This is a genomic window from Actinoplanes siamensis, assembly GCF_016862395.1.
Lineage (GTDB): Bacteria > Actinomycetota > Actinomycetes > Mycobacteriales > Micromonosporaceae > Actinoplanes > Actinoplanes siamensis.
On sequence record NZ_BOMW01000007.1, the window covers coordinates 1 to 23846 of the forward strand.

At 72.6% G+C, this 23846-nt stretch carries 20 protein-coding genes and 1 riboswitch; of the genes, 11 read left to right on the forward strand and 9 right to left on the reverse strand.

Annotation, left to right across the window (positions count from 1 at the left end):
• Positions 1 to 382: 382 nt before the first annotated feature.
• Both Asi03nite_RS03400 and Asi03nite_RS03405 read right to left on the reverse strand, forming a co-directional pair.
• A complete protein-coding gene (locus tag Asi03nite_RS03400; RefSeq protein ID WP_239102353.1) occupies positions 383 to 985 on the reverse strand; it encodes a YflT domain-containing protein in 603 nt (200 codons plus the stop codon).
• Positions 985 to 1887 (reverse strand): phosphatase PAP2 family protein, encoded by a 903-nt coding sequence (locus tag Asi03nite_RS03405; protein ID WP_203676908.1) that lies wholly within the window; start codon positions 1885 to 1887, stop codon positions 985 to 987. Before Asi03nite_RS03405 ends, Asi03nite_RS03400 begins: the two co-directional genes overlap by 1 nt.
• Before the next feature lie 171 nt (positions 1888 to 2058).
• Between Asi03nite_RS03405 and gsmA the strand changes: the two genes are divergently transcribed.
• Positions 2059 to 3195 (forward strand): sporangiospore maturation cell wall hydrolase GsmA, encoded by a 1137-nt coding sequence (gene gsmA / locus Asi03nite_RS03410; protein ID WP_203676909.1) that lies wholly within the window; start codon positions 2059 to 2061, stop codon positions 3193 to 3195.
• 68 nt (positions 3196 to 3263) lie between these two features.
• Complete coding sequence (locus tag Asi03nite_RS03415; protein WP_203676910.1) at positions 3264 to 4694, forward strand: CHASE domain-containing protein; 1431 nt, start codon at positions 3264 to 3266, stop codon at positions 4692 to 4694.
• Positions 4695 to 4701: 7 nt separating this feature from the next.
• Here the strand turns inward: Asi03nite_RS03415 and Asi03nite_RS03420 are convergent, their stop codons facing one another.
• Complete coding sequence (locus Asi03nite_RS03420; protein ID WP_203676911.1) at positions 4702 to 5088, reverse strand: response regulator; 387 nt, start codon at positions 5086 to 5088, stop codon at positions 4702 to 4704.
• 155 nt (positions 5089 to 5243) lie between these two features.
• Between Asi03nite_RS03420 and hrpA the strand changes: the two genes are divergently transcribed.
• From hrpA to Asi03nite_RS03440, 4 genes are all read left to right on the forward strand, one after another.
• On the forward strand, positions 5244 to 9161 hold the full coding sequence (gene hrpA, locus Asi03nite_RS03425; protein ID WP_203676912.1) for an ATP-dependent RNA helicase HrpA: 3918 nt from the start codon (positions 5244 to 5246) through the stop codon (positions 9159 to 9161).
• An 84-nt stretch (positions 9162 to 9245) separates the two neighbouring features.
• The gene (locus Asi03nite_RS03430) at positions 9246 to 9617 is read left to right on the forward strand and encodes a DUF6401 family natural product biosynthesis protein (RefSeq protein WP_203676913.1); all 372 of its coding nucleotides are present in this window, start codon (positions 9246 to 9248) and stop codon (positions 9615 to 9617) included.
• Positions 9618 to 9684: 67 nt separating this feature from the next.
• Entirely contained in the window at positions 9685 to 10425 is a 741-nt protein-coding gene (locus Asi03nite_RS03435; RefSeq protein WP_203676914.1) for a LamG-like jellyroll fold domain-containing protein, read from the forward strand.
• A 584-nt stretch (positions 10426 to 11009) separates the two neighbouring features.
• Positions 11010 to 11243 carry a hypothetical protein gene (locus tag Asi03nite_RS03440; protein ID WP_203676915.1) on the forward strand — a complete coding sequence of 78 codons (234 nt, stop codon included), beginning with the start codon at positions 11010 to 11012 and terminating at the stop codon, positions 11241 to 11243.
• Between the two features lie 274 nt (positions 11244 to 11517).
• Here the strand turns inward: Asi03nite_RS03440 and Asi03nite_RS03445 are convergent, their stop codons facing one another.
• The 6 genes from Asi03nite_RS03445 to Asi03nite_RS03465 form a co-directional block, all read right to left on the reverse strand.
• A complete protein-coding gene (locus tag Asi03nite_RS03445; RefSeq protein WP_203676916.1) occupies positions 11518 to 12576 on the reverse strand; it encodes a cobalamin B12-binding domain-containing protein in 1059 nt (352 codons plus the stop codon).
• Positions 12577 to 12607: 31 nt separating this feature from the next.
• The gene (locus Asi03nite_RS03450) at positions 12608 to 14293 is read right to left on the reverse strand and encodes a PP2C family protein-serine/threonine phosphatase (RefSeq protein WP_203676917.1); all 1686 of its coding nucleotides are present in this window, start codon (positions 14291 to 14293) and stop codon (positions 12608 to 12610) included.
• 97 nt (positions 14294 to 14390) lie between these two features.
• Positions 14391 to 15164 carry an exodeoxyribonuclease III gene (locus tag Asi03nite_RS03455; protein WP_203676918.1) on the reverse strand — a complete coding sequence of 258 codons (774 nt, stop codon included), beginning with the start codon at positions 15162 to 15164 and terminating at the stop codon, positions 14391 to 14393.
• 7 nt (positions 15165 to 15171) lie between these two features.
• Complete coding sequence (locus Asi03nite_RS38400) at positions 15172 to 15297, reverse strand: hypothetical protein (protein ID WP_275409313.1); 126 nt, start codon at positions 15295 to 15297, stop codon at positions 15172 to 15174.
• Positions 15298 to 15407: 110 nt separating this feature from the next.
• Entirely contained in the window at positions 15408 to 17744 is a 2337-nt protein-coding gene (locus tag Asi03nite_RS03460; RefSeq protein ID WP_203676919.1) for a putative bifunctional diguanylate cyclase/phosphodiesterase, read from the reverse strand.
• Positions 17745 to 17774: 30 nt separating this feature from the next.
• Positions 17775 to 18545 carry a universal stress protein gene (locus Asi03nite_RS03465; RefSeq protein WP_203676920.1) on the reverse strand — a complete coding sequence of 257 codons (771 nt, stop codon included), beginning with the start codon at positions 18543 to 18545 and terminating at the stop codon, positions 17775 to 17777.
• A gap of 183 nt (positions 18546 to 18728) precedes the next feature.
• On the opposite strand from Asi03nite_RS03465, the gene Asi03nite_RS03470 reads away from it, so the two are divergent.
• From Asi03nite_RS03470 to Asi03nite_RS03480, 5 genes are all read left to right on the forward strand, one after another.
• Positions 18729 to 20012 (forward strand): citrate synthase, encoded by a 1284-nt coding sequence (locus Asi03nite_RS03470; RefSeq protein ID WP_203676921.1) that lies wholly within the window; start codon positions 18729 to 18731, stop codon positions 20010 to 20012.
• Positions 20013 to 20181: 169 nt separating this feature from the next.
• On the forward strand, positions 20182 to 20730 hold the full coding sequence (locus Asi03nite_RS38760; RefSeq protein ID WP_203676922.1) for an ArsR/SmtB family transcription factor: 549 nt from the start codon (positions 20182 to 20184) through the stop codon (positions 20728 to 20730).
• The gene (locus tag Asi03nite_RS38405; protein ID WP_275409314.1) at positions 20727 to 20861 is read left to right on the forward strand and encodes an SRPBCC family protein; all 135 of its coding nucleotides are present in this window, start codon (positions 20727 to 20729) and stop codon (positions 20859 to 20861) included. Before Asi03nite_RS38760 ends, Asi03nite_RS38405 begins: the two co-directional genes overlap by 4 nt.
• Positions 20858 to 20986, forward strand: a complete 129-nt coding sequence (locus Asi03nite_RS38410) for a hypothetical protein (protein ID WP_275409315.1) — start codon at positions 20858 to 20860, stop codon at positions 20984 to 20986. The genes Asi03nite_RS38405 and Asi03nite_RS38410 overlap by 4 nt, the downstream gene beginning before the upstream one ends.
• Before the next feature lie 262 nt (positions 20987 to 21248).
• Positions 21249 to 21380: riboswitch (cobalamin riboswitch) on the forward strand.
• Positions 21381 to 21438: 58 nt separating this feature from the next.
• Positions 21439 to 23685: a VWA domain-containing protein gene (locus Asi03nite_RS03480; RefSeq protein WP_203676923.1), complete on the forward strand. Its 2247-nt coding sequence runs from the start codon at positions 21439 to 21441 to the stop codon at positions 23683 to 23685.
• Positions 23686 to 23846 lie beyond the last annotated feature (161 nt).

The following is a 23846-nucleotide window of genomic DNA, read 5'->3' on the forward strand; positions in this document are numbered from 1 at the left end:
GTCCAGCTGGCCGCCGACCTCTGACCATCCACACCGCGACCCACCCGGCGCACCTGCCCGCCCGTCCCGGCACCGGCGCGCCTGCCCGCCGAGGCGCTCGCGCGCCTGCCCGCCCGGAACTTGGCGGCGGGACGCGACCGTGCCCGGGGTGCGCCGGGCGCGCGGCTCGCGGTTCCCGGCTGGTCTCGAGAGGTGCCGCAAAGCCGTTGTGACACCCCCAGGAGCAGCCGGGGCCGGGGTTTCCGGGACCAACAGCGGACAACGAAGGGTGCGGCGATCGTTCTGGACGCGCCAGCGGCCAGATCGCCGCGCCCGGCCCCGGCGGGAGCGGCGATCTGTACCACGCTGGGCCTACGACCTGGAGAAGTTGATTGTGATCTTCTTATTGGGCGCCGCTGGCCTGCCAGTTCAGGCGGACCAGGAGCGCGCGGGCCTCGTCGGCCACCTCGGCGTCGGCCAGGACGGCGTACTGCGCGGCCTGCAGTGAGCTGCGCGAGGTGAAGTCACGGCGGCCACCGGTCGCGGCGTGGGCGATCGCGCCGAAGATCGCGCCCCACACCGCGCCGATGAGGACCGTGGTCAGGATGACGGCGAACCAGTTGGAGTCGCTGAACAGGCCGAACAGGACGCCGATGAACAGGCCGAACCAGGCGCCGCTGGCCGCGCCGGCCGCCGCGGCCCGCCCGGTGGTGAGGCGGCCCAGGACGTTCTCGACCAGGCGCAGGTCGGTACCGATGATCGAGGTGCGCTCGACCGGGAACTTGTTGTCGGAGAGGTGGTCGACGGCCTGCTGGGCGAGGGCGTAGTCCGGGTAGCTGCCGACGACGACCCTGGGACCGGGCTGCGCCGGCTGGCCGAGGGTCTGCGCGGGCAGTTGCGGGACGCCGGCCGGGCCGGCCGGGACGGTGCCGGTCGCCTGGGGCGCGGCGGCGGCCGGGGTGTCGGTGGGAACGAAGTCGGGCTTGCTGCTATCCGGGGTTGTCATCAGGATTTGCCTCCCTGTTCGGGCAACGGGTCGCCGGCGGTGAGCCGGACCCAGAAGTAGAAGGTTCCGGCCACAGCGGCGAGGATTCCCGCCACACCGGTGAGAAACGCGAAACGGCCGGAGACCAGATCCGGCATGACCCGTTCCGACATGACCACGCAAGCCAGGCCGAAGACGAACCCGGCGGCCGCGATCAGGGCGGTCAGGACGAGCGGGAACGTGGCGACGCGGGCCGGCGCGATGGACGGGCGTTCCCCGCCCGCGCGGCGCAGGCGGATCACCCAGGTGATGAGCGCGCCACACGCCAGCACGATCAGCAACGCGGCTACGGTGTCGCTAGGGCGGTGCCATTCGGCCCATACGGTGGCAACCGCGACGATCGTGACATAGGTGGCGCCGAGCAGCCCCATGGCGCCGCGCAAGGCCCGCGGGAAGACCAGGATCAGCACGAACGCGACGGACGCCGCGGCCGCGGTGTGCCCGCTCGGGAAGGAGTTCGGCATCGCGGACCCGTCCAGATCCGGCCGATCGAGGTGAGCCTTGAGCTGCTGTACGGCGACATTCGCGGCGACCACCAGCAGAGCCGCGCCGATGGACAGGTCGAGCCGCCTGCGCAGGACGCCGACACCCACGGCGACCAGGCAGACGACAGCGAGCGCGGCCAGCTGGGTGGCGCCGAGGGTGCGGCTGAGCACCTCGGTGACCTGCTGATGGCGTACGTCGCCACCGCGCATCGCGGCGGTGTCGACGGTCTGGCCGAGCCCCGTGCGGATGAAGACGCGGTACACCAGCCACGCGCCGGCGGCCGCGAGGAACGCGATCAGCAGTGGCGATATCGAGTGCCACCCGAGCCGGTCGGTGGAGGTAGCGCCGCGTGCCTCTCGTGTTGCGACAGCCGTCATCGCCTCTCCCTGTACGTCAGCGCGCGAAATGTGGACACGCCCTTTCCCAGTCTGGGTCATTTCCAAGCGCGTCCGGCATCACAACCACCCCGCAACCGAATACGCCCCGCGGGCGCAACGGTCGGACCGGATCTTCGTACGGAGCCGACCGGAACGAGGGGGAACGTTTTGATGAGGCACAGCTCCCGACGACTGCTCACCGGCGCCCTGCTGGTGCTCGCCGCCGGGGCCGGGCTGGGCGTGGCGCCGACAGCCGCCGCCGCGGCCGGGGTCACCGCCACCGTCGACGTCGACAGCCAGCTCAAGGTGCGTGCCGAGCCCTCTCTGGCGGCCGCGGTCAAGGGCACCCTGCGGGACGGGCAGAAGATCACCGTCAGCTGCTCGGTGACCGGCCAGAACGTGCGCGGCAAGGTGCGGACCACAGCGGTCTGGGACAAGCTGAGCAACGGGTACTACGTGTCCGACTCGTACATCGTCAGCGGCAGGAAGATCCCGTCCTGCGGCGGCGCGCCGGTGGCCGAGAAGGTCAAGACCAAATCCCGGGCGAGCGCTCCGGCGTACGTGACCGCGAAGGTCAGGAGCAAGGACGGCGCCGTCAACGTGCGCACCACCCCGTCCGGGACCGGCGTGCCGGTGCGCAAGGTCGCCAACGGGGGCAGCGTGCAGCTGGTCTGCGCGGTCCCCGGGTCCAGCGTCCGCGGGACCGTGCGGACGACCAACCAGTGGGACCGGCTGACCGACGGGCGGTACATCTCGCACGGGTACATCGTCTCGGCCCCGCTGAGGGCCTGCGCGCCCTCGTCGACGACCGCGCCGGCGACGCCCAGCACGACGCAGGCGCAGTTCATCGCGGCAGCGGTGGCCGGCGCCCAGCTCGGCTGGCGCCAGTACGGCGTGCCGCCGTCCGTCACCATCGCCCAGGCCGTCCTGGAGTCCGGCTGGGGCAGGAGCGGGCTGGCCGCGGTGGATCGGAACTACTTCGGGATCAAGTGCCAGAACGGCAAGTTCGGGACGATCGCCAACGGCTGCCACGTCTACCGGACCACCGAGTGCGACAAGGCCGGGAAGTGCTTCCCGATGTCCGACGCGTTCCGGACGTACGCCACGATGGCGCACTCCTTCCGCGACCACGGGTACTTCCTCAAGGCGAACAAGCGGTACCAGCCGGCGTTCGGCTACACCAGGGACGCCAACAACTTCATCTGGCAGGTGTGGAAGGCCGGGTACGCCACCGACCCGAACTACTACACCAAGGTCACCGGGATCATGACCGCGTACAACCTGTACCAGTACGACACCTGGAAGTGATCCGCTGACGCCGCGCCCCCGTTCGCCGAAGTCGGGCGGGCGGGGGCGTTCTGCGGCATACGCTTCCTATGGTGGAGCGGAACCGTTACACCGGCGCCGCGACCGCGACCGCGGTGGTGCTCGCCGGACTGCTGGCCACCCTGCTGACCGTGGCCGCGCTGCGCGCCGCCCAGCGGCAGGACACCGAGCGGGTGATGGACCAGCGTGCCCGGATGGCGCTGGGCGCGGTCCGGGCCGAGACCGACAGGTACCGCGACCTGCTCGACACGCTCGCCTCCGGGCTGGCCAACGACGACCACCTCACCTGGGACGACTTCGACCAGGCCAGCTCGCCGCTGGAGTCGGCAGCGCTGCCGGGCGCGGTCGCGGTCGCCTACGTCGTCCCGGTCGCCGCCGCCGGCGTCCCGGCCGCGCAGGCGCGCTGGCGCGCGGCCGGCGCCAGCGGGCTGACGCTGCGCCCGGCACCTGGCCGCGGCGAGCACTACTTCCCCGTCCTCACCCGGGGGCTGGACGAGGCGGGCCTCCGGGGGCTGGACGAGGCGGGCCTCGACGCCGGGGCGGCCGGCACCGATCTGAGCGTCGTGCCGCAACCGGCTGCCGCCCTGGCCGCCGCCCGGCAGACCGGCGTCAGCACGGTCTCCGACACCTACCTGCTGCTGCGCGACCGGGACGCGCCGGCCGCCGGGCGGCAGCAGTCGTTCGTCTTCGCCGCGCCGGTCCGGACCCGGGCCAACGATCCGGTCTTCCGTGGCTGGGTGGTGCTCGGGGTGCGCGGCGGCGACTTCCTCAACGGCGTGCTCAGCACGGTCAGCCAGGGCCAGTTGGACAGTAGCCTGCTCGCGGTGAACAGCGACGGCGCCCGCGCCGAGGTGGCCCGGCTGCGGACGGACGGCTCGCCGGACCTGATCCGGTCGGCCGAGCTGCCGGTCGCCGATCACGTCTGGGAGCTGCGCGTCCGAGCCGACTCGGCGCGCCTGCCCGGTGCCGGCGGTCATCTGCCGGGCACCGTGCTGACCGGCGGGCTCATCCTCACCGCGGTGGCGGCCTGGCTGGTCCACGCGCTGGCCACCGGCCGCGCGCGGGCCCGGAGCCAGGTCGAGGCGGCCACCGCCGAGCTGATCGAGACGCTGCTGGCGTACAGCACCGCGCGCGGCTACACCGGGACCGGCCTCGGCCTGGCCATCTGCCATCGGATCGTGGACCGGCACGGCGGCGAGATCGGCGCCGAGGACAACCCGGGCGGGGGCACGCGTTTCTACTTCACCCTGCCGGCGGCTATCGAGGAGGAAACCGACATGCATCACATCCCGACCGAACCCGCGGAAGAGGACGACGCCAAGGTACGGGCCGCGCTGGAACGCGCGCTCGCCGAGCGGGCCGCGGTCCTGGACAGCCGCCTGCCCGGCGTGTCGGCGCTGCCGGCCGCCGAGCCGTCCGCCCACGACCCGGGAGCGGCCCGCCTGCGCGCCCCGGTGCCGGATCACCAGCACCAAGACTAGGGCCGGACTAGGGCTGGGGCACACCGTCCGCGGCAGCGCCCCGCGGCAGCAGCGCGGCTACCAGGTCCAGCAGCTGGGCGGGCACGAACGGCTTGAGCAGCGTGGCCGACGCGCCCGCCTCGCTGGCCAACTGGTCGCCGGGCATCAGCGACCCGCTGGCCACCACCACCGGGATGTGCCGCAGGTCGTCGTCCGCCCGGATCGCCCGGCACAGGTCCAGACCGGTCATGTGCGGCATGTCGACGTCCGTGACCACCAGGTCCGGCCGGTGCTCCCGGATCGCGGCGAGGGCGGCCGCCCCGTCCGCGGCGACCACCACCCGGTGCCCGGCGCGCTCCAGGGAGCGCTTCACCACGTACCGGATGTCGTCGTGGTCTTCTGCGACAACGATCACCCTCGACCTCGATTCGATCAATCGTCTTCCGTCATCCGGGATATCGAGTCAGGCCGTGCCGAGGACACGGGATGTCACCTCCGGCCGTGGCCGGCGGGCTGAGCGGCGTTAATCACCAGGCGTCCCGGGCCGGATCCGCCTATCCTTGGCCCGCCATGTCGATATCGCCTTCCGCCTCAGAACTGCGCAGCCGGATCTCCGAGCTCCTTCCCCGCGACGAACACCGGCTGGGCCGGCGGCTGGAGGGCACCAGGCGCATCCGGGACGACGCCGCCCGGTCCGCCGCCCTCGCCGAGATCGCCGCCGAGGTGGAGAGAGCGCAGTCGCGCCTGGCCGGCCGGGTCGCCGCCGTGCCCCCGATCACCTATCCGGAGGCGCTGCCGGTCAGCGCCCGCAAGGACGACATCGCCGCGGCGATCCGGGACCACCAGGTCGTGGTGGTGGCCGGCGAGACCGGCTCCGGCAAGACCACCCAGATCCCGAAGATCTGCCTGGAGCTGGGCCGCGGGGTGCGCGGCCAGATCGGGCACACCCAGCCGCGCCGGATCGCGGCGCGCACCGTCGCCGAGCGCATCGCCGAGGAACTCGACCGGCCGCTCGGCTCCACGGTCGGCTACAAGGTGCGCTTCACCGACCAGGTCGGCGACGACACGCTGGTCAAGGTGATGACCGACGGCATCCTGCTGGCCGAGATCCAGACCGACCGGATGCTGCGCCGCTACGACACGCTGATCATCGACGAGGCGCACGAGCGCAGCCTCAACATCGACTTCATCCTCGGCTATCTGCGCGACCTGCTGCCCCGGCGGCCCGACCTGAAACTGATCATCACGTCGGCGACGATCGAGACGCAGCGGTTCGCCGAGCACTTCGCGGACGCGTCCGGCAAGCCGGCGCCGGTGATCGAGGTGTCCGGCCGGACGTACCCGGTGGAGGTGCGCTACCGCCCGCTCGTCACCACCACGGTGATCGACGACGACGAGATCCGTGAGGAGCCGATCGACCAGACCGAGGGCATCGTCGCGGCGGTCGACGAACTGCCCACCGGGGGCGACATCCTGGTCTTCCTCTCCGGCGAGCGGGAGATCCGCGACACCGCGGACGCCCTGAACAAGAAGGAACTGCGCAACACCGAAGTCGTTCCGCTGTACGGCCGGTTGAGCGCGGCCGAGCAGCACAAGGTCTTCGAACGGCACACCGGCCGGCGCATCGTGCTGGCCACGAACGTGGCAGAGACGTCGCTGACGGTGCCCGGCATCCGCTACGTGATCGACCCCGGCACCGCCCGGATCAGCCGGTACTCGCACCGGCTCAAGGTGCAGCGACTGCCGATCGAGCCGGTCTCGCAGGCCAGCGCGAACCAGCGCAAGGGCCGCTGCGGGCGCACCTCGGACGGCATCTGCATCCGGCTCTACTCCCAGGAGGACTTCGAGGGGCGGCCGGAGTTCACCGAGCCGGAGATCCTGCGCACCAACCTGGCGTCGGTCATCCTGCAGATGACCAACCTGGGGCTCGGCGACCTGGCCAAGTTCCCGTTCATCGACCCGCCGGACAAGCGGAACATCACCGACGGCGTGAAGCTGCTGGAGGAACTCGGCGCCCTCCAGGAGCGCCGGCTCACCCCGCTGGGGCGCCAGCTCGCCCAGCTGCCGGTCGACCCGCGGCTGGCCCGGATGGTGATCGAGGCGGACAAGCAGGAGTGCCTGGCCGAGGTGATGGTGATCGCGGCCGCGCTCTCCATCCAGGACCCGCGCGAGCGGCCCGCCGACAAGCAGCAGCAGGCCGACGAGAAGCACGCCCGGTTCGTGGACAAGGAATCGGACTTCTTCACCTACCTGAACCTGTGGCGCTACCTGCGGGAGAAACAGCGGGAACTGTCCGGGAACCAGTTCCGCCGGCTGTGCCGCTCCGAATTCCTGAACTATCTGCGGGTCCGCGAGTGGCAGGACATCTACACGCAGTTGCGGCAGGTCGTCCGTACCCTCGATCTGCATCTGAAAGAGGACTGGGAAACCGGGGTCGCGCCGCAACCGGTGCACACCGCCTTGCTCGCGGGTCTGCTCAGCCACATCGGCTTCAAGGATCCGGAGAAACGGGAATACCTCGGGGCCCGGGGCGCCAAGTTCGCCATCTTCCCCGGGTCCGCGCTGTTCAAGCGGCAGCCGCGCTGGCTGATGTCGGCCGAACTGGTGGAGACCAGCCGGCTGTGGGGCCGGGTGAACGCGCGGATCGAGCCGGAATGGGCCGAGAAGCTCGCCCCGCACCTGGTCAAGCGCTCCTACAGCGAACCGCACTGGGACCGCAAGATGGGTGCGGTGATGGCCTTCGAGAAGGTGACGCTGTACGGCTTGCCGATCGTCCCGCGGCGCCGGGTCGGCTACGGAAAGGTCGACCCGGTCGTCTCCCGGGAGCTCTTCCTCCGTCATGCGCTGGTCGAGGGTGACTGGGAGACGCACCACAAGTTCTTCGACGCCAATCGCCGGCTGCTGCGGCAGATCGCCGAGATCGAGAATCGCGCCCGGCGCCGCGACATCGCCGTCGACGACGAGACGGTGTACGCGCTCTACGACGCGCGGATTCCGGCCTCCGTGGTCTCCGCGCGGCATTTCGACGGCTGGTGGAAACAGGCCCGGCGGGAGACGCCGGATCTGCTCACCTTCACCCGGGAGGATCTGGTCAACGCCGGCCGGGACAGCGTCGATCCGAACGCCTTCCCGGACGCGTGGCTCGCCGGCGGCGTGAAACTGCCGCTCTCCTACACCTTCGAACCCGGCTCGCACGCCGACGGCGTCACCGTACGGATCCCGCTCGACCTGATCAACAAGGTGGACGCCGAGGACTTCGGCTGGTCCGTGCCGGGCTTCCGCAAGGACGTGGTGATCGCGCTGATCCGCAACCTGCCCAAGGCGTTGCGCACGGTGTTCGTCCCGGTCCCGGACTGGGCCGACGCGGTGCTCGACCGGGTGCCGGCGCGGCGTGGCCCGCTGCCCGACGCGGTCGGCGACGAGCTGCGGCGGCTCACCGGGACGATCGTGCCGCGCGACGCGTGGCGGCCCGATCAGGTGCCGGAACACCTGCGGATGAACTTCCGGATCGTGAACGAGGTCGGCGAGGTGGTCGCCGAGGGCCGCGACCTCGAGGTGCTGCGCCGTGAGCTGGCGCCGAAGGTGCGCGCCACGATCTCCCGGGCCGCCGGCAACCTGGAACGCACCGAGATCACCACCAACGACTTCGGCGCGATCCCGCGCCGGGTGGTGCAGAACCGCGGCGGGTACGAGGTGAACGTCTGGCCGGCCCTGGTCGACGAGGGTGCCAGCGTCGGCGTGAAGGTGTTCGAGACCGAGGCCGAGCAGCGGGTCGCGATGCGTGCCGGGACGCGGCGGCTGCTGCTGCTCACGCTGCCGCCGGCCGCCCGCTACCTGCAGGGGCGCCTGGACAACCGGGCGAAGCTGGAACTGTCCCGGGCCAACCCGTACCGGTCGATCGCCGACCTGCTCGACGACTGCGCGGGCGCGGCGGTGGACAAGTTGGTCGCGGACGCCGGCGGGCCGGTGTGGTCGTCGGTGGAGTTCGCGTCGCTGCGCGACACCGTCCGGGAGGATTTGGTGGACGCGGTGGCCAACGTGGTCACCCAGGTGCAGGCGGTGCTGGCCACCACGTACGACGTGGAGCAGCGGCTCAAGGAGTTCAAGAACCCGCTGCTGCTGGCCTCGCTCGCGGACATCCGGCAGCAGCTCAAGGGACTCGTGTACCCGGGGTTCGTGACCGAGACCGGCTGGAAGCAACTGCACCATCTGCCGCGGTACCTGCGTGGGGTGGCGTACCGGATGGACCGGCTCGGCGCGGGGATGGGCCGCGACCGGCAGCTGACCAGCCAGATCCACGAGATCGAGACGGAGTACCGGGAGCTCAAGGCCGAGGCGGCGCCGGGCGGGCCGGCCGACGAGGGCCTGCGGGAGATCCGCTGGATGATCGAGGAGTTGCGGGTCAACTTCTTCGCGCAGACCCTCGGCACCGCCTATCCGGTGTCGGACAAGCGCGTCTTCAAGGCCATGGACGCGTTGCCACTGTAGCCGGGGGTTGCAGGTCGGTGCGCCCGTGGTGCTGTTGGGTTACGACCCTGTCGTGGTGCTTCCCGGGCTTCTAGGGTTCTCCGCATGACGACCGAGAACGCCGCCACCGCCTTCGCCTCCGCTCTTGTTCCCGCCGACGTGTACCTCGACGAGATGATGGCCCGGGTGGGTGTCGACGGTCTGGCCGCCGCGTTCACCCAGCCGGGTCTGCTGGCCGTGGTCGACCAGCACGCGGCGGCGGTCCGGGAGGCACTGGTCGGCGCCGGGCGGGCGATCGACGCGGACGGGCTGGCGGCGTACGCCCGCAGCATCGCGGCGGCGGCGGTCCGGATGCGCCGGCCGCTGCCCGCCCCGGGCGGCGCGCCGACGACGGTGGCCGGCTGGAGCAACGCCGGGTGGCCGTTGTTGCGCCTGGTCGCGGTGTGTCTGATCGCTGAAACGGCGGGACTTCTCTGACCCGTACGATCTACTTGGTCGGGTCTAATACCGCCCAAACCGGGCATGATCCGGCATTCTCTGTGGCATGAGGATGTTCAAACTCTCGACCCTGGTCCTGCTGACGGTCCCGGCGATGGCCGCCCCCGCGGCCGCCGCGCCCGCCTCTTCCGGGGAGACCGCGCCGTCGAACGTGGTGGCGCGCTACAACTTCGACGGCGGGGCGACCGACGGCAAGATTTCCGACCTGTCCGGCAAGGGCTCCCACCTGACCGTCCGCGGCGCCAACAACGGCACCGTCACGATCAACACCGAGGGCGCCGGGCGGTACGCGGCGTTCCCCGCGGCCTGTGCCGCCGGCGCCACCTGTGGCCGTGCCATCCTGGAGGCGCCCGACACGCCGGACATGAACCCGGGCACCCGCAACTTCCGCTGGGCGGCCAGCGTGCGGGTCACCGCGGCGCAGATGAAGGGCAAGGCCAACATCATGCAGAAGGGGCTGGCCGGCTCGGGCAGCGTCTGGAAGCTGCAGCTGACCGGCAAGACCGGGCGCGCGCAGTGCGCGATGACCGGCAAGGGCAGCACCGAGGCCTTCACCGCCACCTCGGCCCGCCCGATCGCGGACGGCGCCTGGCACAAGATCGTCTGCGAGCGCACGCCGACCAGCCTGAGCGTCTCGGTCGACGGCATCGCCGGCTCGAAGACCACCATCCCGTCGACCCTGTCGGTGGAGAACAACATGCCGCTGCGGATCGGCGGGCCGAACTTCGGCGAGTCCAGCGACATGTACCACGGCCAGCTCGACGACGTGTACATCCAGTTGGGCTGAGGTCTGTCTGGTTTCGCGGGCCGGCCTGGGGCCGGCCCGCGTCTCCTTTCCCGCGCTTTCTGTGGGGGCTTGCCTGCTACGCGCTCTCCTGAGGACGTTGCCTGGTGAGGGCTTTTTTGGTGCGGCGTTTTTCGGGGGCCGCGCTTCTCCCGGGCTCCGCGCTCTGTTGCTTGCGGCGCGCTCTCGCGGAACGGCCTCTCCTCGCGGGCTCTTCCCGGGCGCCCGCCGCCGTCGGGTCGCCTCTTCCGGGCCGCTCATAAATCGGTGGCGTCCCGTGCGGAGCGGGCATAGGTTGTCCGCATGCTGTGATTCGTTCCAGGCACTCCGCTTCACGCCCCGCCGGCTCCCCGCTGTGACGGCTCCCCGCCGAGCCTCCAGTCGCGCACACCGGTCGCAGCAGGCGTGATCATGCCGCGGGCTGCCTTCTCGCGCTGGTCTTCGGTCCGCCGATCGAGGGGCGCACCCGGATGTGACTTCCCGGCCCGCCGGGACTCCCGGGTCACGGCTCTCCCCGGCCGGACGCCGGCTTCCCGCCCGCACCCGGCGAAGCGGGCACCCGACTCGAATTCCCAGGAGGTAGCGACATGCCTTTCTCGGTACACCCGAATCTTGACGAACTGGCCCGCCAGGACATCGCCGCGGCGCTGACCCGGCCGGCGGACAGTGACGGTGCGGACGGCTCGTCCGGTGCCGCCGGCGCCGGCCGTCACGGCGCCCGGGACAGCCGGCAGGCGGCTCGGCGGAACTCCGACCGAGCCCACGCCGGACGGGCGGCTGGCGCTGCGGGCGGCCGCAGCTACGCCTTCCGCCGCAGCTGACCGCTCCGGGGCCGACGGTTTCGGAGCTGACCGCTCCGGAGCTGACCGCTCCGGCCCGTGGCTGGCCGTACCGGGGTGTCTCGAAGACGTCGAGACACCCCGGTACGCCGGCCGGATCGCGCAACGCGCGCCGCCGCCGTCCCCGGCCGGTTATGAGGGGTGTCCCGGAGGGCTTGCGGGACCTCTGGGGATCAGCCGGCATGCGGGAGTGGCGGTGGCGAGCGGCGGCCGGGGCGGGGCGGAGCCGGTCCGGGGTGCGGGCGTTGCGGGGTGGTCAGTCGGTGGCGGGGAGAGAGGCCAGACCCCGGTCCAGCGTCTCGGTGGCCCGGGGGAAGTCGATCAGCTGGTCGCGGACCAGGCGCAGGCCGATCCGCAGGGCCGACGCGGGCACCTGGCGGGCGATCAGGACGCCGGCGGTCCAGGTGGTGAAGTCGGTGAAGATCCGCGGCTCGCCGATGTAGAGCGAGGCGGCCAGGAAATCCGCGATGTGGCCGAAGTCCTCCAGCGTGGACTCCAGTTGCTGCTCGTCGTAGTGGTGCACCGCGGGATACGCGGCGGCCAGGCGGCTCATCGCGGTCTCGATCAGCTGCGGCCGGGAGCGCGCCAGATGGGTGTACTCCTCGTCGCCCAGGTAGTCGGTGGGGAACTCCGGGGACGCGGGCGGGGGCCAGTCCGACGCGAGACGGTCGACCGCCTCCTCGGCGGTGGTGGCCCAGGCGTCGGCGCCCAGACGTTCCGCGTACCGGCCGCCGGGGCCGAAGCCGCGGCCACCGGCGATCACCGGGACCCCGGCCGCCCGGCAGGCCGTGATGGCGGCGTGGGCCCGGGGGAGCCGGGTGGGGATCATGCAGCTCAGCGCCACCGCGTCCGGGCCGGTCTGGTGCAGGTGGGTGATCAGGTGCGGGCCGGGCACGCTGGCGCCCAGGAAGTCGACCCGCCAGCCGTCCATCCGTAGCAGTTCGGCGAGAATGCGCGCGGGCAGGCCGTGCCACTCGCCGTCGACACAGGCCAGGGTGATCCGGCCGCGGGTGGGTGCGCCCCGGCGCGTCCCGGCCTGGGCGCGGACCGCGATCGCCGCCAGGACCCGCTCGTTGACCGCTGTGGCGGCGTGCTCGCGGGCCACCGACCACTCGTTGCCGGCCCACAGCTCGCCGACCCGGGCCTGGGTGCCGCCGATCAGATCCACCATGACGCGCTGCGCCGGCACGCCGTCGTCGAGCAGGGCGTACGCCAGCTCGGTGGCGCCGTACTCGTCGCCGTCGCCGACCATGCGCAGGTACCCGTCGGTCAGGTCGGGGTCGTGGAGCGAGCGGAACGTGGCGGACCTGGTCATGGGTGAAGGAATACCCCAACTGTGGAGGTGGTCATGCGCGCGGGCGGCCACGTCGCTCGCCGCGGCGGGCGGCCATCAGGTACGGCGACTGGCTCGGCGCCCCGCCGCCGCGCAGGCTCAGCGGGGTGCGGGTGTGCGCCCGGACCGCCAGCATCGCGATGTCGTCGTTGGTGCCGCCGCGCACCCAGTCGGAGACCAGCTGGCGCAGGCGCTCCAGGGTGACCGGGCCGGGCAGCCCGGCGCACTCGCCGAGCGCGCGCCGCAGCCGGGCCTCGCCGAACTGCTCGCCGCCGGCCGGTCCGCCACGGGCCTCGGTCAGCCCGTCGCTGTAGAGCAGGCAGAGCTCGCCGGGCGCCAGCTCGACCGTGGCCGGGCGCACCGACGTGTTCGGCACCACGCCGATCAGCGTCCCGCTGGCCGACACCTCTTCGACAGTGCCGTCGGCGCGCAGCACCAAGGGCGGCGGGTGGCCACCGACGGCCAGCTCCAGCCGGACCCGGCCGTGGTCCACCCGGCTGATCGCGCCGACCACCAGCGTGACGAACCGCTGTTGCCGGCCGGTCTCGGTGAGCGCCTGGTTGAGCACCCGCAGCATGGTCTCCGGACCGGCCTTGACCAGGCGCAGCGCGCGCAGCGTCTGGCGCACCTTGCCGGTCATCACGGCCGCCTCCGGCCCGGTGCCGCACACGTCGCCCAGCGCGATCACGGTGTCGGTGCTGGTCCCGGACGGGCCGAAGACCTCGTAGAAGTCGCCGCCGATCCGGATCGACTCGCGGGCCGCCTGGTAGGAGCCGGACAGCTCGAAGCCGTCGGCCTGGGGCAGCTCCGGCGGGAGCAGGTCGGCCCGCAGCACCGCGGCGGTCTCCACCTGCTCCTGATAGAGCGTGGCGGCCGCGATCGCCGCGCCGGCCCGGGTCGCGAACACCCGGGCGAGCGCCTCGTCGGCCGGGGTGAAGACGGCCCGCGTGCCGGTGCGGGCCAGGATCAGCGCGCCGGCCGGCTCGGCGTTGCCGGGCAGCGGGATGACCAGCAGCGCGCCGACCGGGCCGAAAGCGGCCGGGAACAGCCAGCCGGGCACCTGCGACGGGTCCAGCCAGCGGCTCGGGATCGGCGGGAAGCCGTCGATCACCTCGCGCAGGCCGGGCACCTCGGCCAGCTTGGGCTCGCCGAGCGTGCCCTCCTCGATCGCGTGGCCGGGCAGCGCCCTGGTCCAGGCGCTCTGCCGTTTGTCCGGCGGGAGGATCACCACGGCGGCGTCGGCCAGGTGCTCCGCGGCCAGCTCGACAGTGGTGCGGCGGACCCGGCGCAGGTGCAGCGAGGCGGAGAGGCGGCGGCCGGCGTCGGCCAGGAACGCGGCGCGGGCCCGCTCGGCCTCCAGCGCGGCGGTCCGGTCCCGCTCGTCGGTGTGGTCGCGGAGGAACCAGGCGTAGTGGTCGGCGTCCAGGTCGCGACGAAAACCGTACAGAAAGCGGTCCTGGTGTTCGGACCGGAAGGAGTCGCCGCCCGCCGCCGCGGTCGCGGCCAGCTCGGGAAGCGGCGCCGCGGTCAGGCGGTCGCCCGGACGCAGGCCCGGGGCGAGCGCGGTGGCCGCCGAGTTGGCCAGCAGGATGGTGCCGTCCGCGGCCGAGCAGAGCAGCATGGCCTCGGTGGCGGCCTCGAACGCCGCCTGGAGCAGGACCGGCGTGGCCACCGGGGTTGCCGGCAGTCGCGGTGCCATCGTCTCTCCAGTCTCCCCGCCGCAGTCGCACAGAACGACACCCAGCCTACGGGGTCACTGGGTGAGCCCGACAGCGCGTGGACCGCCGGGGCGTGGCTCAGCGCGACAGATCGACGACCACCGGCGCGTGGTCGGACGGGCCCTTGCCCTTGCGGGCCTCCCGGTCGACCACGGCGTCCGTGACCGCGCCGGCGACCTCGGCGCTGGCGTACACGTGATCGATCCGCATGCCCTTGTTCTGGTGGAACATGCCCGCACGGTAGTCCCAATAGGTGAACGGGTGGTCGCCCTTCATGGCCCGGGCGGGCACGTCGGTGAGCCCGAGCTCGCGCAGCGCGGCGACGGCCTCCCGCTCCGGGGGCGTCACGTGCGTCGACCCGGTGAAGACCGACGGGTCCCAGACGTCCGCGTCGGTGGGCGCCACGTTGAAGTCGCCGGCCACCACCAGCGGGCCCGCGGCCAGATCGCCGGCGACCGCCAGGCGCAGCGCGCGCAGCCACTGCAGCTTGTAGGTGTAGTGCGGATCGTCCGGGGTGCGGCCGTTCGGAACGTACACCGACATGAATCTGATGCCGTCGCAGACGGCGCTGACGGCGCGGGCCTCCGGGCCGGGATAGCCCGGCTCGCCGGGGAAGCCGCGACGGACCTCGGCGAGCCCGGCGCGGGACAGGACGGCGACGCCGTTCCAGCGGCCCTGACCGTACGCGGCGGTCTCGTACCCCAGCTCGCCGACCTCACCGGCGGGGAAGCCGTCCTCACCGACCTTGGTCTCCTGCAGGCACACCACGTCGGGTGCGGTCTTCTCCAGCCAGTCGAGCAGCCGGGGCAGGCGGGCCTTCACCGAGTTGACGTTCCACGTCGCGAAGCGCATCAGGTCATTATCGGCGTGGTGGGTGCCCGCCGCGGGTCGCCACGACCAGCGCCACGCCCAGGCCGGCCGCCAGCATCAGCAACAGGGCCACGAGCCAGAGCGCCCGGCCCTCGGCGCCGATCAGTTCAGTCATCTCGCCTCCCGTAGGAGAGCCCCGTGGAATCCGTGAGCGAATAATGCCCGAGCCGCCCGCGCGGCACCAGCGGGGGCGGGGAGGTTTGCCGGAGCGGCCGGATCATCAGGTCATTCGTCGGGCCGGCGGTGCCGGCCCGAGGTGGTCACCGTGGCGACCGGCAGCGGCACCTCGGGCAGCGCCGCGGCCAGGTGCCAGCGCTCGGCGAACTCGGCCGCCGGCACCGCCTTGCCCCACAGCCAGCCCTGCCCGTTGACGACGCCGACCTGGTAGAGCGCCTCGCGCTGCAGCGGGGTCTCGACGCCCTCGGCGATCACGCTGAGGCCGAGCGCGTGGCTCATCGCGACCACCGCCCGGACGATCTCGTCGTCCTGCTCGTTCCTGCCCAGCCCGGTCACGAAGGACCTGTCGATTTTGACCCCGGTGACCGGGAAGCGGCGCAGGTAGCCGAGCGCGGAGAAGCCCGTGCCGAAGTCGTCCACCAGCAGTTTGGTCCCGAGCTGGCGCAGCTCGTGCAGCACCCGGGCGGTGACGCTGGAGCCGTCCACCATCACCGACTCGGTCATCTCCAGGGCCACGCAGTGCGCCGGCACGCCGTAGCGGAACAGCTCGCCGGAGACCACCAGCGGCAGCTCAGGGTCGCTGAGCTGGCGCGGCGACACGTTGACGGACAGGTAGAAGCTCTCCGAGACGACACCCTGCGAGCGCCAGACGCCGAGCTGGCGCAGCGCCTCGTTGCGCACGAACGCGCCGATCTGCGAGATCAGGCCGGAGTCCTCGGCGATCGGGATGAACAGCATCGGCGGGATCGAGCCGCGCTCCGGGTGCTCCCAGCGGACCAGCGCCTCGGCGCCCACCGGCATCCCGGTCTCCAGGCGCACGATCGGCTGGTACACCACGTGCAGCTGTTCCTCGGCGAGCGCCTGGCGCAGCGCCACCTCCAGCTCGATGCGCTCGCGCACCTGGTCGTGCATGGAGGTGTCGAACAGGGTGGACCGGCCCGGCCCCTCGGCCTTGGCGCGGTACATGGCGGTGTCCGCGTCGCGCATCAGGGCCTCGGCGGCCACCGCGGAGCGCACCGAGTCGCCGATGGAGTGCGCGATGCCGATCGACGCGCTGATCACCACCTCGGTGTCGCGCACCGGATAGGGCCGGGCGAAGCAGCCGCGGATGTCGTCGACCAGGCGCAGCGCGCCCGCCTTGTCGCCGACGAAGGCGAGCAGGAACTCGTCGCCGCCGACCCGGGCCACCGGCACCGTCGCCGGCATCGCGGCCCGCAGCCGCCGGCCCACCTCGATCACCAGTTGGTCGCCGGTGTCGTGGCCCCAGGAGTCGTTCACCCACTTGAAGCCGTCCAGGTCGAGCATGTAGACCCAGACCCGCTCCGGCCCGTGCGGGTCCACCGTGTTCACCAGCCGCTCGATCTGCCCGGAGATGGCCTGCCGGTTCGGCAGCGAGGTGAGCGGGTCATGGGTGGCCTGGTGCTCGGAGTGCAGCTGGGCGGCGACCTGGGCCTGCACCGCGGAGATCGCCCGGGCCAGCAGCAGCACCACCATCAGCGCCCCGGCCACGGCGACCAGCAGGCGGTGCGGGCCGGCAATGGTGGCGCTCGTCAGGAGCAGGCCGAACGGCAGGAACAGGGCGGGTACCAGGATCACCAGGCGCTGCCAGGACCAGGCCTGCACCGGCAGCCGGTCGGCGCGGCTCATCTCCACCACCGACGGGTGCAGGGCGGCCACCCCCAGGGCGGTGTACGCCACCACGTACGGCACGTTGAGCAGTGCGGACCCGTAGATCCGGCCACCCACGCCCTCGATCGCGTAGACGGTGTCGCCGATGAACATGGAAACCATCATCACCAGCAGCGCCACCATGCTCACCGGCCAGGTCTTGGTGGTGAAGGCCAGGTTGAGCACGAGCAGCGCGAGCACCACGTCGAACAGCGGGTAGGTCCCCTGGATGACGGAGAGCAGCGCGGGCCGCCCGGCGATCGCCGCGGCCGGCGCGGCGAGCAGCAGCGTGCTGGTCGCCGCGGCGGCCAGGCAGACGATCAGGCCGTCCAGCACCGCGTGCCGTTCCAGGCTCTGCCGGGCCCGCAGCAGCGCGAAGAGGAAGCCACCGAGCAGCAGATAGCCGCTGAACGTGGCGGCGTCGGCGAGCAGCGGCCAGGGCATCGGCTGGTCGGTGACGGTCGGCCGGATCACCAGCCCGACCAGGAAGAGCAGCGCGGCCAGGGCCATCATCAGCCACGCGGCCGGCGGCTCGGCGCCCCAGCGGCGCGGGCCCAGGAAGCACGCCGCCACGGTCAGCACGCCGAGCAGGACGAGGCTCACCGAGCCCAGATCGGACGACGAGTAAGCCGAGTAGATCGCGGTCGCGACGAGCCCGATGGCGGCCATGAACTGCCATTGGCGGCGGGCGATGGCGGGCGGGAGCACGGAACGCACCGGGCCATTCCTCCCGTTTTGCCCAAAGACTTATCCTTTGCTCACCGTAGCAACGCGCGGCAGGCTGAGCGGCCGTTCTTTGCGACCATGGACAAAAACGGTCGGGCACGCACTGTGCTGTAACAATTCACGGGCCACCGCGCCGACCCGGGCGGCGCCCAGCGCGATCAGTCCCGCCCGCCGCGAGGCGCGTACCAGCTCCCCGGCCGGTGACCCGGCCAGCACCCGGCGGCGCAGCGGCGGCAGGTCCGGCACCGCGCCGAGCAGGTCGTCCAGCAGCCGCCGCCCGGTGGCCTCCCCGCCCTCGGCGGTCACGTGCACCACGTCCAGCGTGCGGCCGCGGCGGCGGGCCTCGTCGGCCGCGAAGCGCAGGGCCAGCACCGACGGCTCGGAGCCGTCCACGGCGGCCAGCAGCGGCCCGCCCGGCGGCCGCGGCCCGCGGGTCACCACCACCGGGCACCAGGCCTGGGTCACCAGCTCGCGCAGCGCCGAGTCGTCGCCGCCCAGGACGAGGACCGCGGCGGTCCGGCTGCACCGCCGCAGGACTGTTCCGCGGGGGCCATCCATGAGTTGCCCGCGCACGCCGACGCCAGGTGTGGAACGCTGGATGATGGCGACCGCCGCGTCGACGAGACCGGCCGCGGCGCGCCGGTCCGCCGCCTCGTGCCAGGTGAAAGCGTGTACCACCGACAACACAGTGCCGCGGGCGAGCGCCTCCCGCGCGGCCAGGCGAACGGCGGCCAGGCCGGCCGTGGTCGGGTTGACCGCGGCCACCACGGGCGGCCGATTCGGGATCTGCATCGGTTCGACCTCCGCTCCCGTAACGTTCTCGCAATATACCGATAGCTATCTATGGTGCAACGGTCCGTACGACTCTGGTGACCAATGCCTCACCGGGTGGCCACCTGATGACCCATTCAGGTTGAGGGTTTACGGTGAACGGCAAAATCTTTGGGACATCTGCCGGTGAAGTGAGGGAAATACATGACGGATGTCAAGCTCGACCACCCCGGTGGCCAATTGTCGATGCCGGTGATCGAGGCCGTCGACGGGCCGGGCGGCATCGACGTCAGTGCTCTGTTGAAGTCGACCGGCTTCGTCACTCTCGACGTGGGTTTCGTGAACACCGCGTCGACCTCGTCGGCGATCACCTACATCGACGGTGACGCCGGCATCCTGCGGTACCGCGGGTACCCGATCGAGCAGCTGGCCGAGAAGTCGACGTTCCTCGAGGTCTCGTACCTGCTGATGAACGGCGAGCTGCCGAACGAGGCGCAGCTGCGCGACTTCGCCGACAAGATCCGGGTGCACACCCTGCTGCAGGAGGAGATGCGCACCTTCTTCTCCGGCTTCCCGCGGGACGCGCACCCGATGGCCGTGCTGTCCTCGGCGGTCACCGCCCTGTCCACCTTCTACCAGGACGCGCTCGACCCGCTGGACGACGAGCAGGTCGACATCTCCGCGATCCGCCTGATGGCGAAGCTTCCGACGATCGCGGCGTACGCGTACAAGAAGTCCATCGGCCACCCGCTGCCGTACCCGGACAACTCCCTGAACTACGTCGAGAACTTCCTGCGGCTCACCTTCGGCCTGCCGACCGTCAACTACGACGTCGACCCGAAGATCGCCAAGATCCTCGACATGCTGTTCATCCTGCACGCCGACCACGAGCAGAACTGCTCCACGTCGACGGTCCGGCTGGTCGGCTCGGCGCAGGCCAACCTGTTCGCGTCGGTCTCGGCCGGCATCAACGCCCTCTCCGGCCCGCTGCACGGCGGCGCCAACGCGGCGGTGCTCGAGATGCTCGAGCAGATCCGCAAGGACGGCGGCGACGTCAACTCCTTCGTCACGCGGGTGAAGAACAAGGAGAAGGGCGTCAAGCTGATGGGCTTCGGCCACCGGGTCTACAAGAACTACGACCCGCGCGCCGCCATCGTGAAGAAGGCCGCCCAGGAGATGCTGTCGACCCTGGACACGCCGGACCCGCTGCTGGAGATCGCCTTCCAGCTCGAGGAGATCGCGCTCAACGACGACTACTTCGTCTCCCGCAAGCTGTACCCGAACGTCGACTTCTACACCGGCCTGATCTACAAGGCGATGGGCTTCCCGACCAAGATGTTCACGGTCCTGTTCGCCCTCGGCCGCCTGCCCGGCTGGATCGCCCAGTGGCAGGAGATGATGCACGACCCGGCCACCAAGATCGGCCGACCGCGGCAGATCTACACCGGCTCGGCGGTGCGCGACTTCGTCCCGATGTCGCAGCGCTGAGAATTTTGGGAAAGAACTGACGGACCCGGCACGAACTCGGAGGCGGAGTTCGACGCCGGTCCGTGGCGGAGAAGCCCCAGAAAACGCGCCCCACCGGAATTCCGGTGGGGCGTTTTCCGATATTTAACATGCCTTGACCGTTATATGACTTCGGTGGCATGCTCGTCGGGTGGACGTGCTGGAGGTGATCGCCGAGCCGGCCCGGCGGCGCATCGTCGCGGCGCTGCTGACCCGCGAGGCCAGCGTGGGAGACCTGGTGGCGGCGCTCGGGATGAGCCAGCCGGCGGTCTCCAAGCATCTGCGGGTGCTGCGGGAGGCCGGGGTGGTGTCCGTGCGGGCGCGGGCCCAGCTGCGGATATATCGGCTCGAGGCGGGGCCGTTCCGGGAGCTCGATGACTGGTTGCGGCCGTATCGGCGGCTGTGGGGCGGGCATCTGGACGCGATCGAGCGTCATCTCGCCGACACCTCGGCCGCCTCCGCGGCGGCGGAGCCGTCCGCGTCCTCCACGCCCGCGCCACCCGATTCCGCCGGGCCTGCGCCGGCCCCCGCCGGGCCTGCGCCGGCCCCCGCCGGGCCTGCGCCGACCCCCGACCGGCCTGCGCCGACCCCCGACCGGCCTGCGGCCACTTCCGCCGGGCTCGTGCCCACCATTCCTGCCGCGCCTGCGCCCACCGCTTCTTCCGCGCCGGCGCCGTCCGTTGCCGAGGAGAGCTCGTGACTGGACCACCTGCTGAAGCCGCAGTCGTCGTCGCCGGCGACCGCTGGACCCTGATCTTCATCCGTGAGCTGCGGCAACCGCCGGCCGAGGTGTGGCCCGCGCTCGTCGAACCGGGCACGGGTCGACGGTGACCGCGCAGTTCGGCGAGATCTCCCGGCTCGCCGTCCTGGGCGGCGGCACCGGGCTGATGCCGCCGCCACCGCCCGCCGACTCCGTGCCGGTTTCCCCGTCGCTGCCCGTCTCCGGACCGCCGTGAGCCGGAACCGCCGGGCGGTGGAGGCGGTCGCGGCGATCGGAGCTCGCCGGTTGGTCGGGCGGGTGGACGCCGGGCTTCCAGCGTGCCGGCTGGTGGGCGGGGGCGGCGTCGCCGGCCGTTGGCCTCCGGCCTGCCGGCTGATGGGCTGTTCCGGCTTCACTCCCGGCCCCGGCGCGGGCCGGGGCGGCAGCGACCATCGTCACCCGGGTGAAGTTTGACGGCTGGCTCGGCGGTGGGAAAGATTGGGGCCGAGCGGTAGCGGAGGAACCCGGTGCGATTCCGGGACGGTCCCGCCACTGTGACCGGGGAGCGATCCGCTGAGGCGGCAGCCCGCCACGGCCGGTGAGACGGCCGGAAGGCGAGCGGGGAACGGCGATCCGGGAGTCAGGAGACTCTGGCCGCTCGTGACGACCGACGCGCGGGCGTGGACACCCGCCGGGAGGGAACACCCTGTGACGACTCCGTACCCGTTCTCGGCCGTGGTCGGCCTCGACGACCTGCGCCTGGCGCTGCTGCTGACCTCGGTGTCACCGGCGGTCGGGGGAGTGCTGGTCCGCGGCGAGAAGGGCACCGCGAAGAGCACCGTGGTGCGCGCCCTGGCCAGCCTGCTCCCGCCGGTCACCGTGGTCCGCGGCTGCCGCTTCGCCTGCGACCCGGCCGCGCCCGACCCGGAGTGCCCGGACGGTCCGCACGCCGCCGACACCCCGGCCGTGCACCGCCCCGCCACGCTGGTCGAGCTTCCGGTCGGCGCCACCGAGGACCGCGTGGTCGGCACCCTGGACATCCAGCGCGCACTGGCCGAGGGCGTGAAGGCGTACGAGCCGGGCCTGCTCGCCGCCGCCCACCGCGGGGTGCTTTACGTCGACGAGGTCAACCTGCTCCCCGACCACCTGGTCGACCTGCTGCTGGACGCCGCCGCGATGGGCCGGGCGCACGTCGAGCGGGACGGCGTCTCGGTCAAGCACGCGGCCCGCTTCCTGCTGGTCGGCACGATGAACCCGGAGGAGGGCGAGCCCCGCCCGCAGCTGGTCGACCGTTTCGGCCTGGTGGTCACGGTGGCCGCTCCCCGCGACGCGACGATGCGGGCCGAGGTGGTCCGCCGCCGACTGGCCTACGAGGCCGACCCGGACGCGTTCGCCGCCCGCTTCGCCGCCGACGAGCGGGAGTACGCGGCCCGCATCGCCGCCGCCCGCGCCATCCTGCCCACGGTTGTCCTCCCGGACGCCGAGTTGGACCGCATCGCCCGGGTCTGCCTGGCCTACGGCGTCGACGGCATGCGGGCCGACATCGTCGTCGCCCGCTGCGCGGTGGCGCTGGCCGCCTGGCACGGCCGTGACCGGGTCACCGCCACGGACGTCGCCGACGCCTCCCGCCTGGCGCTGCCGCACCGCCGCCGCACGGATCCGCTCGACCCGCCCGGCACCGACGAGGAGAAGCTGGAGCAGGCACTGGCTGAGGCCGAGCGCCAGGCCCAGGAGGACGCCGCCCGCGCCGCGGGCAACGAGCCCGGCGACGACCCGGATCCGGACGACGACCCCGACGGCGACGAGCCGGACGACAATCCACCAGGCGGCCCGGACGGCGGCCCCGGCGACGCGGGCCTCGACCGCTCGAACGGCCCGGACGGCCCGGGTGGCGGGGGCCCGGCAGGCAGCCCTCCGCCCGGCAACCCGCCGCTCGGCGCGTCTCCGCAGGACAGCGCGGACACCGGGAATGCCGACCCCCAGCCGGACGGCCGGCAGCCGGCGGCCGCCCCCGCGGTTCCGGCCGGTTCCGCGTTCCGCCCTCGCACGCTGCGCATCTCCGCACGTGGTGAGGGCGGCCACACCGGCAAGCGCTCCCCGGCCTACGCACGCCGTGGCCGGGTGGTCGGCGCGCGCAAACCGGCGGGAAAACTGGCCGGAGCCCCGCACCTGCCGGCCACGCTGCGGGCGGCCCTGCACCGCGCCGCCTTCCAGATCAGCACACCGGACTCGGCGACCGGGATCTCGGGGTTGCCGAGGGCGGGCGCTGGCACGCAGGCCGTGAACGTACCCACCGGGCCGGCGGGTGACGGCAGCGATCCGGCAGCCGGTGGCCGGCGGTGGGGCACCGGGGTGGAGCCTCGCGACCTGCGGGAGGCCATCCACGTGGGGCGCGAGGCGAACCTGGTGCTGTTCGTCGTGGACGCCTCCGGGTCGATGGCCGCCCGCAAACGGATGACGCTCGTCAAGACCGCCGTGCTGTCGCTGCTGCGGGATGCCTACCAGCGCCGGGACCGGATCGGGATGATCACGTTCCGGGGTAGTGACGCCGACGTCGTGCTGCCGCCCACCTCCAGCCACGAGGTCGGGGTGATGCGCCTGGCCGCGCTGCGGACCGGCGGGCGGACCCCGCTCGCCGCCGGGCTGCGGGCCGCCGCCCGGACCGTGGCGACCGAGCGGCGCCGGGATCCGCGGCGCCGGCCGCTCCTGGTGCTGGTCACCGATGGCCGGGCGACCAGCGGGCCGGATCCGCTGCTGCTCGCCCCGGCGCTGACCGGGGTGGCCACCGTCGTCGTGGACTGCGAGTCCGGGCCGATCAAGCTGGGACTGGCCGGCAAGCTGGCCGCGGCGCTGCGGGCCGACGTGATGCCTCTCGAACAGTTGGAGGCCGCCACCACCCGGAACCGGCCGGCCGTGGCCTCCGGAGGCGACCGCGCCTACCGCCGGGCCGCCTGACGGCCGCCCGGCGAGCCGGCGGGATCCCGCCGGCCGCGCCGGGGCGCCGAGGGCGACGGACGGGTCGCGGCGCGGGAGCGGGGGACGCCGGAGCGCGGCGGCCTGCCGGCGCCGCGGCGGACGGGTGACGGCGGGTGCCGGATGGCGGACCGCCGACGGCG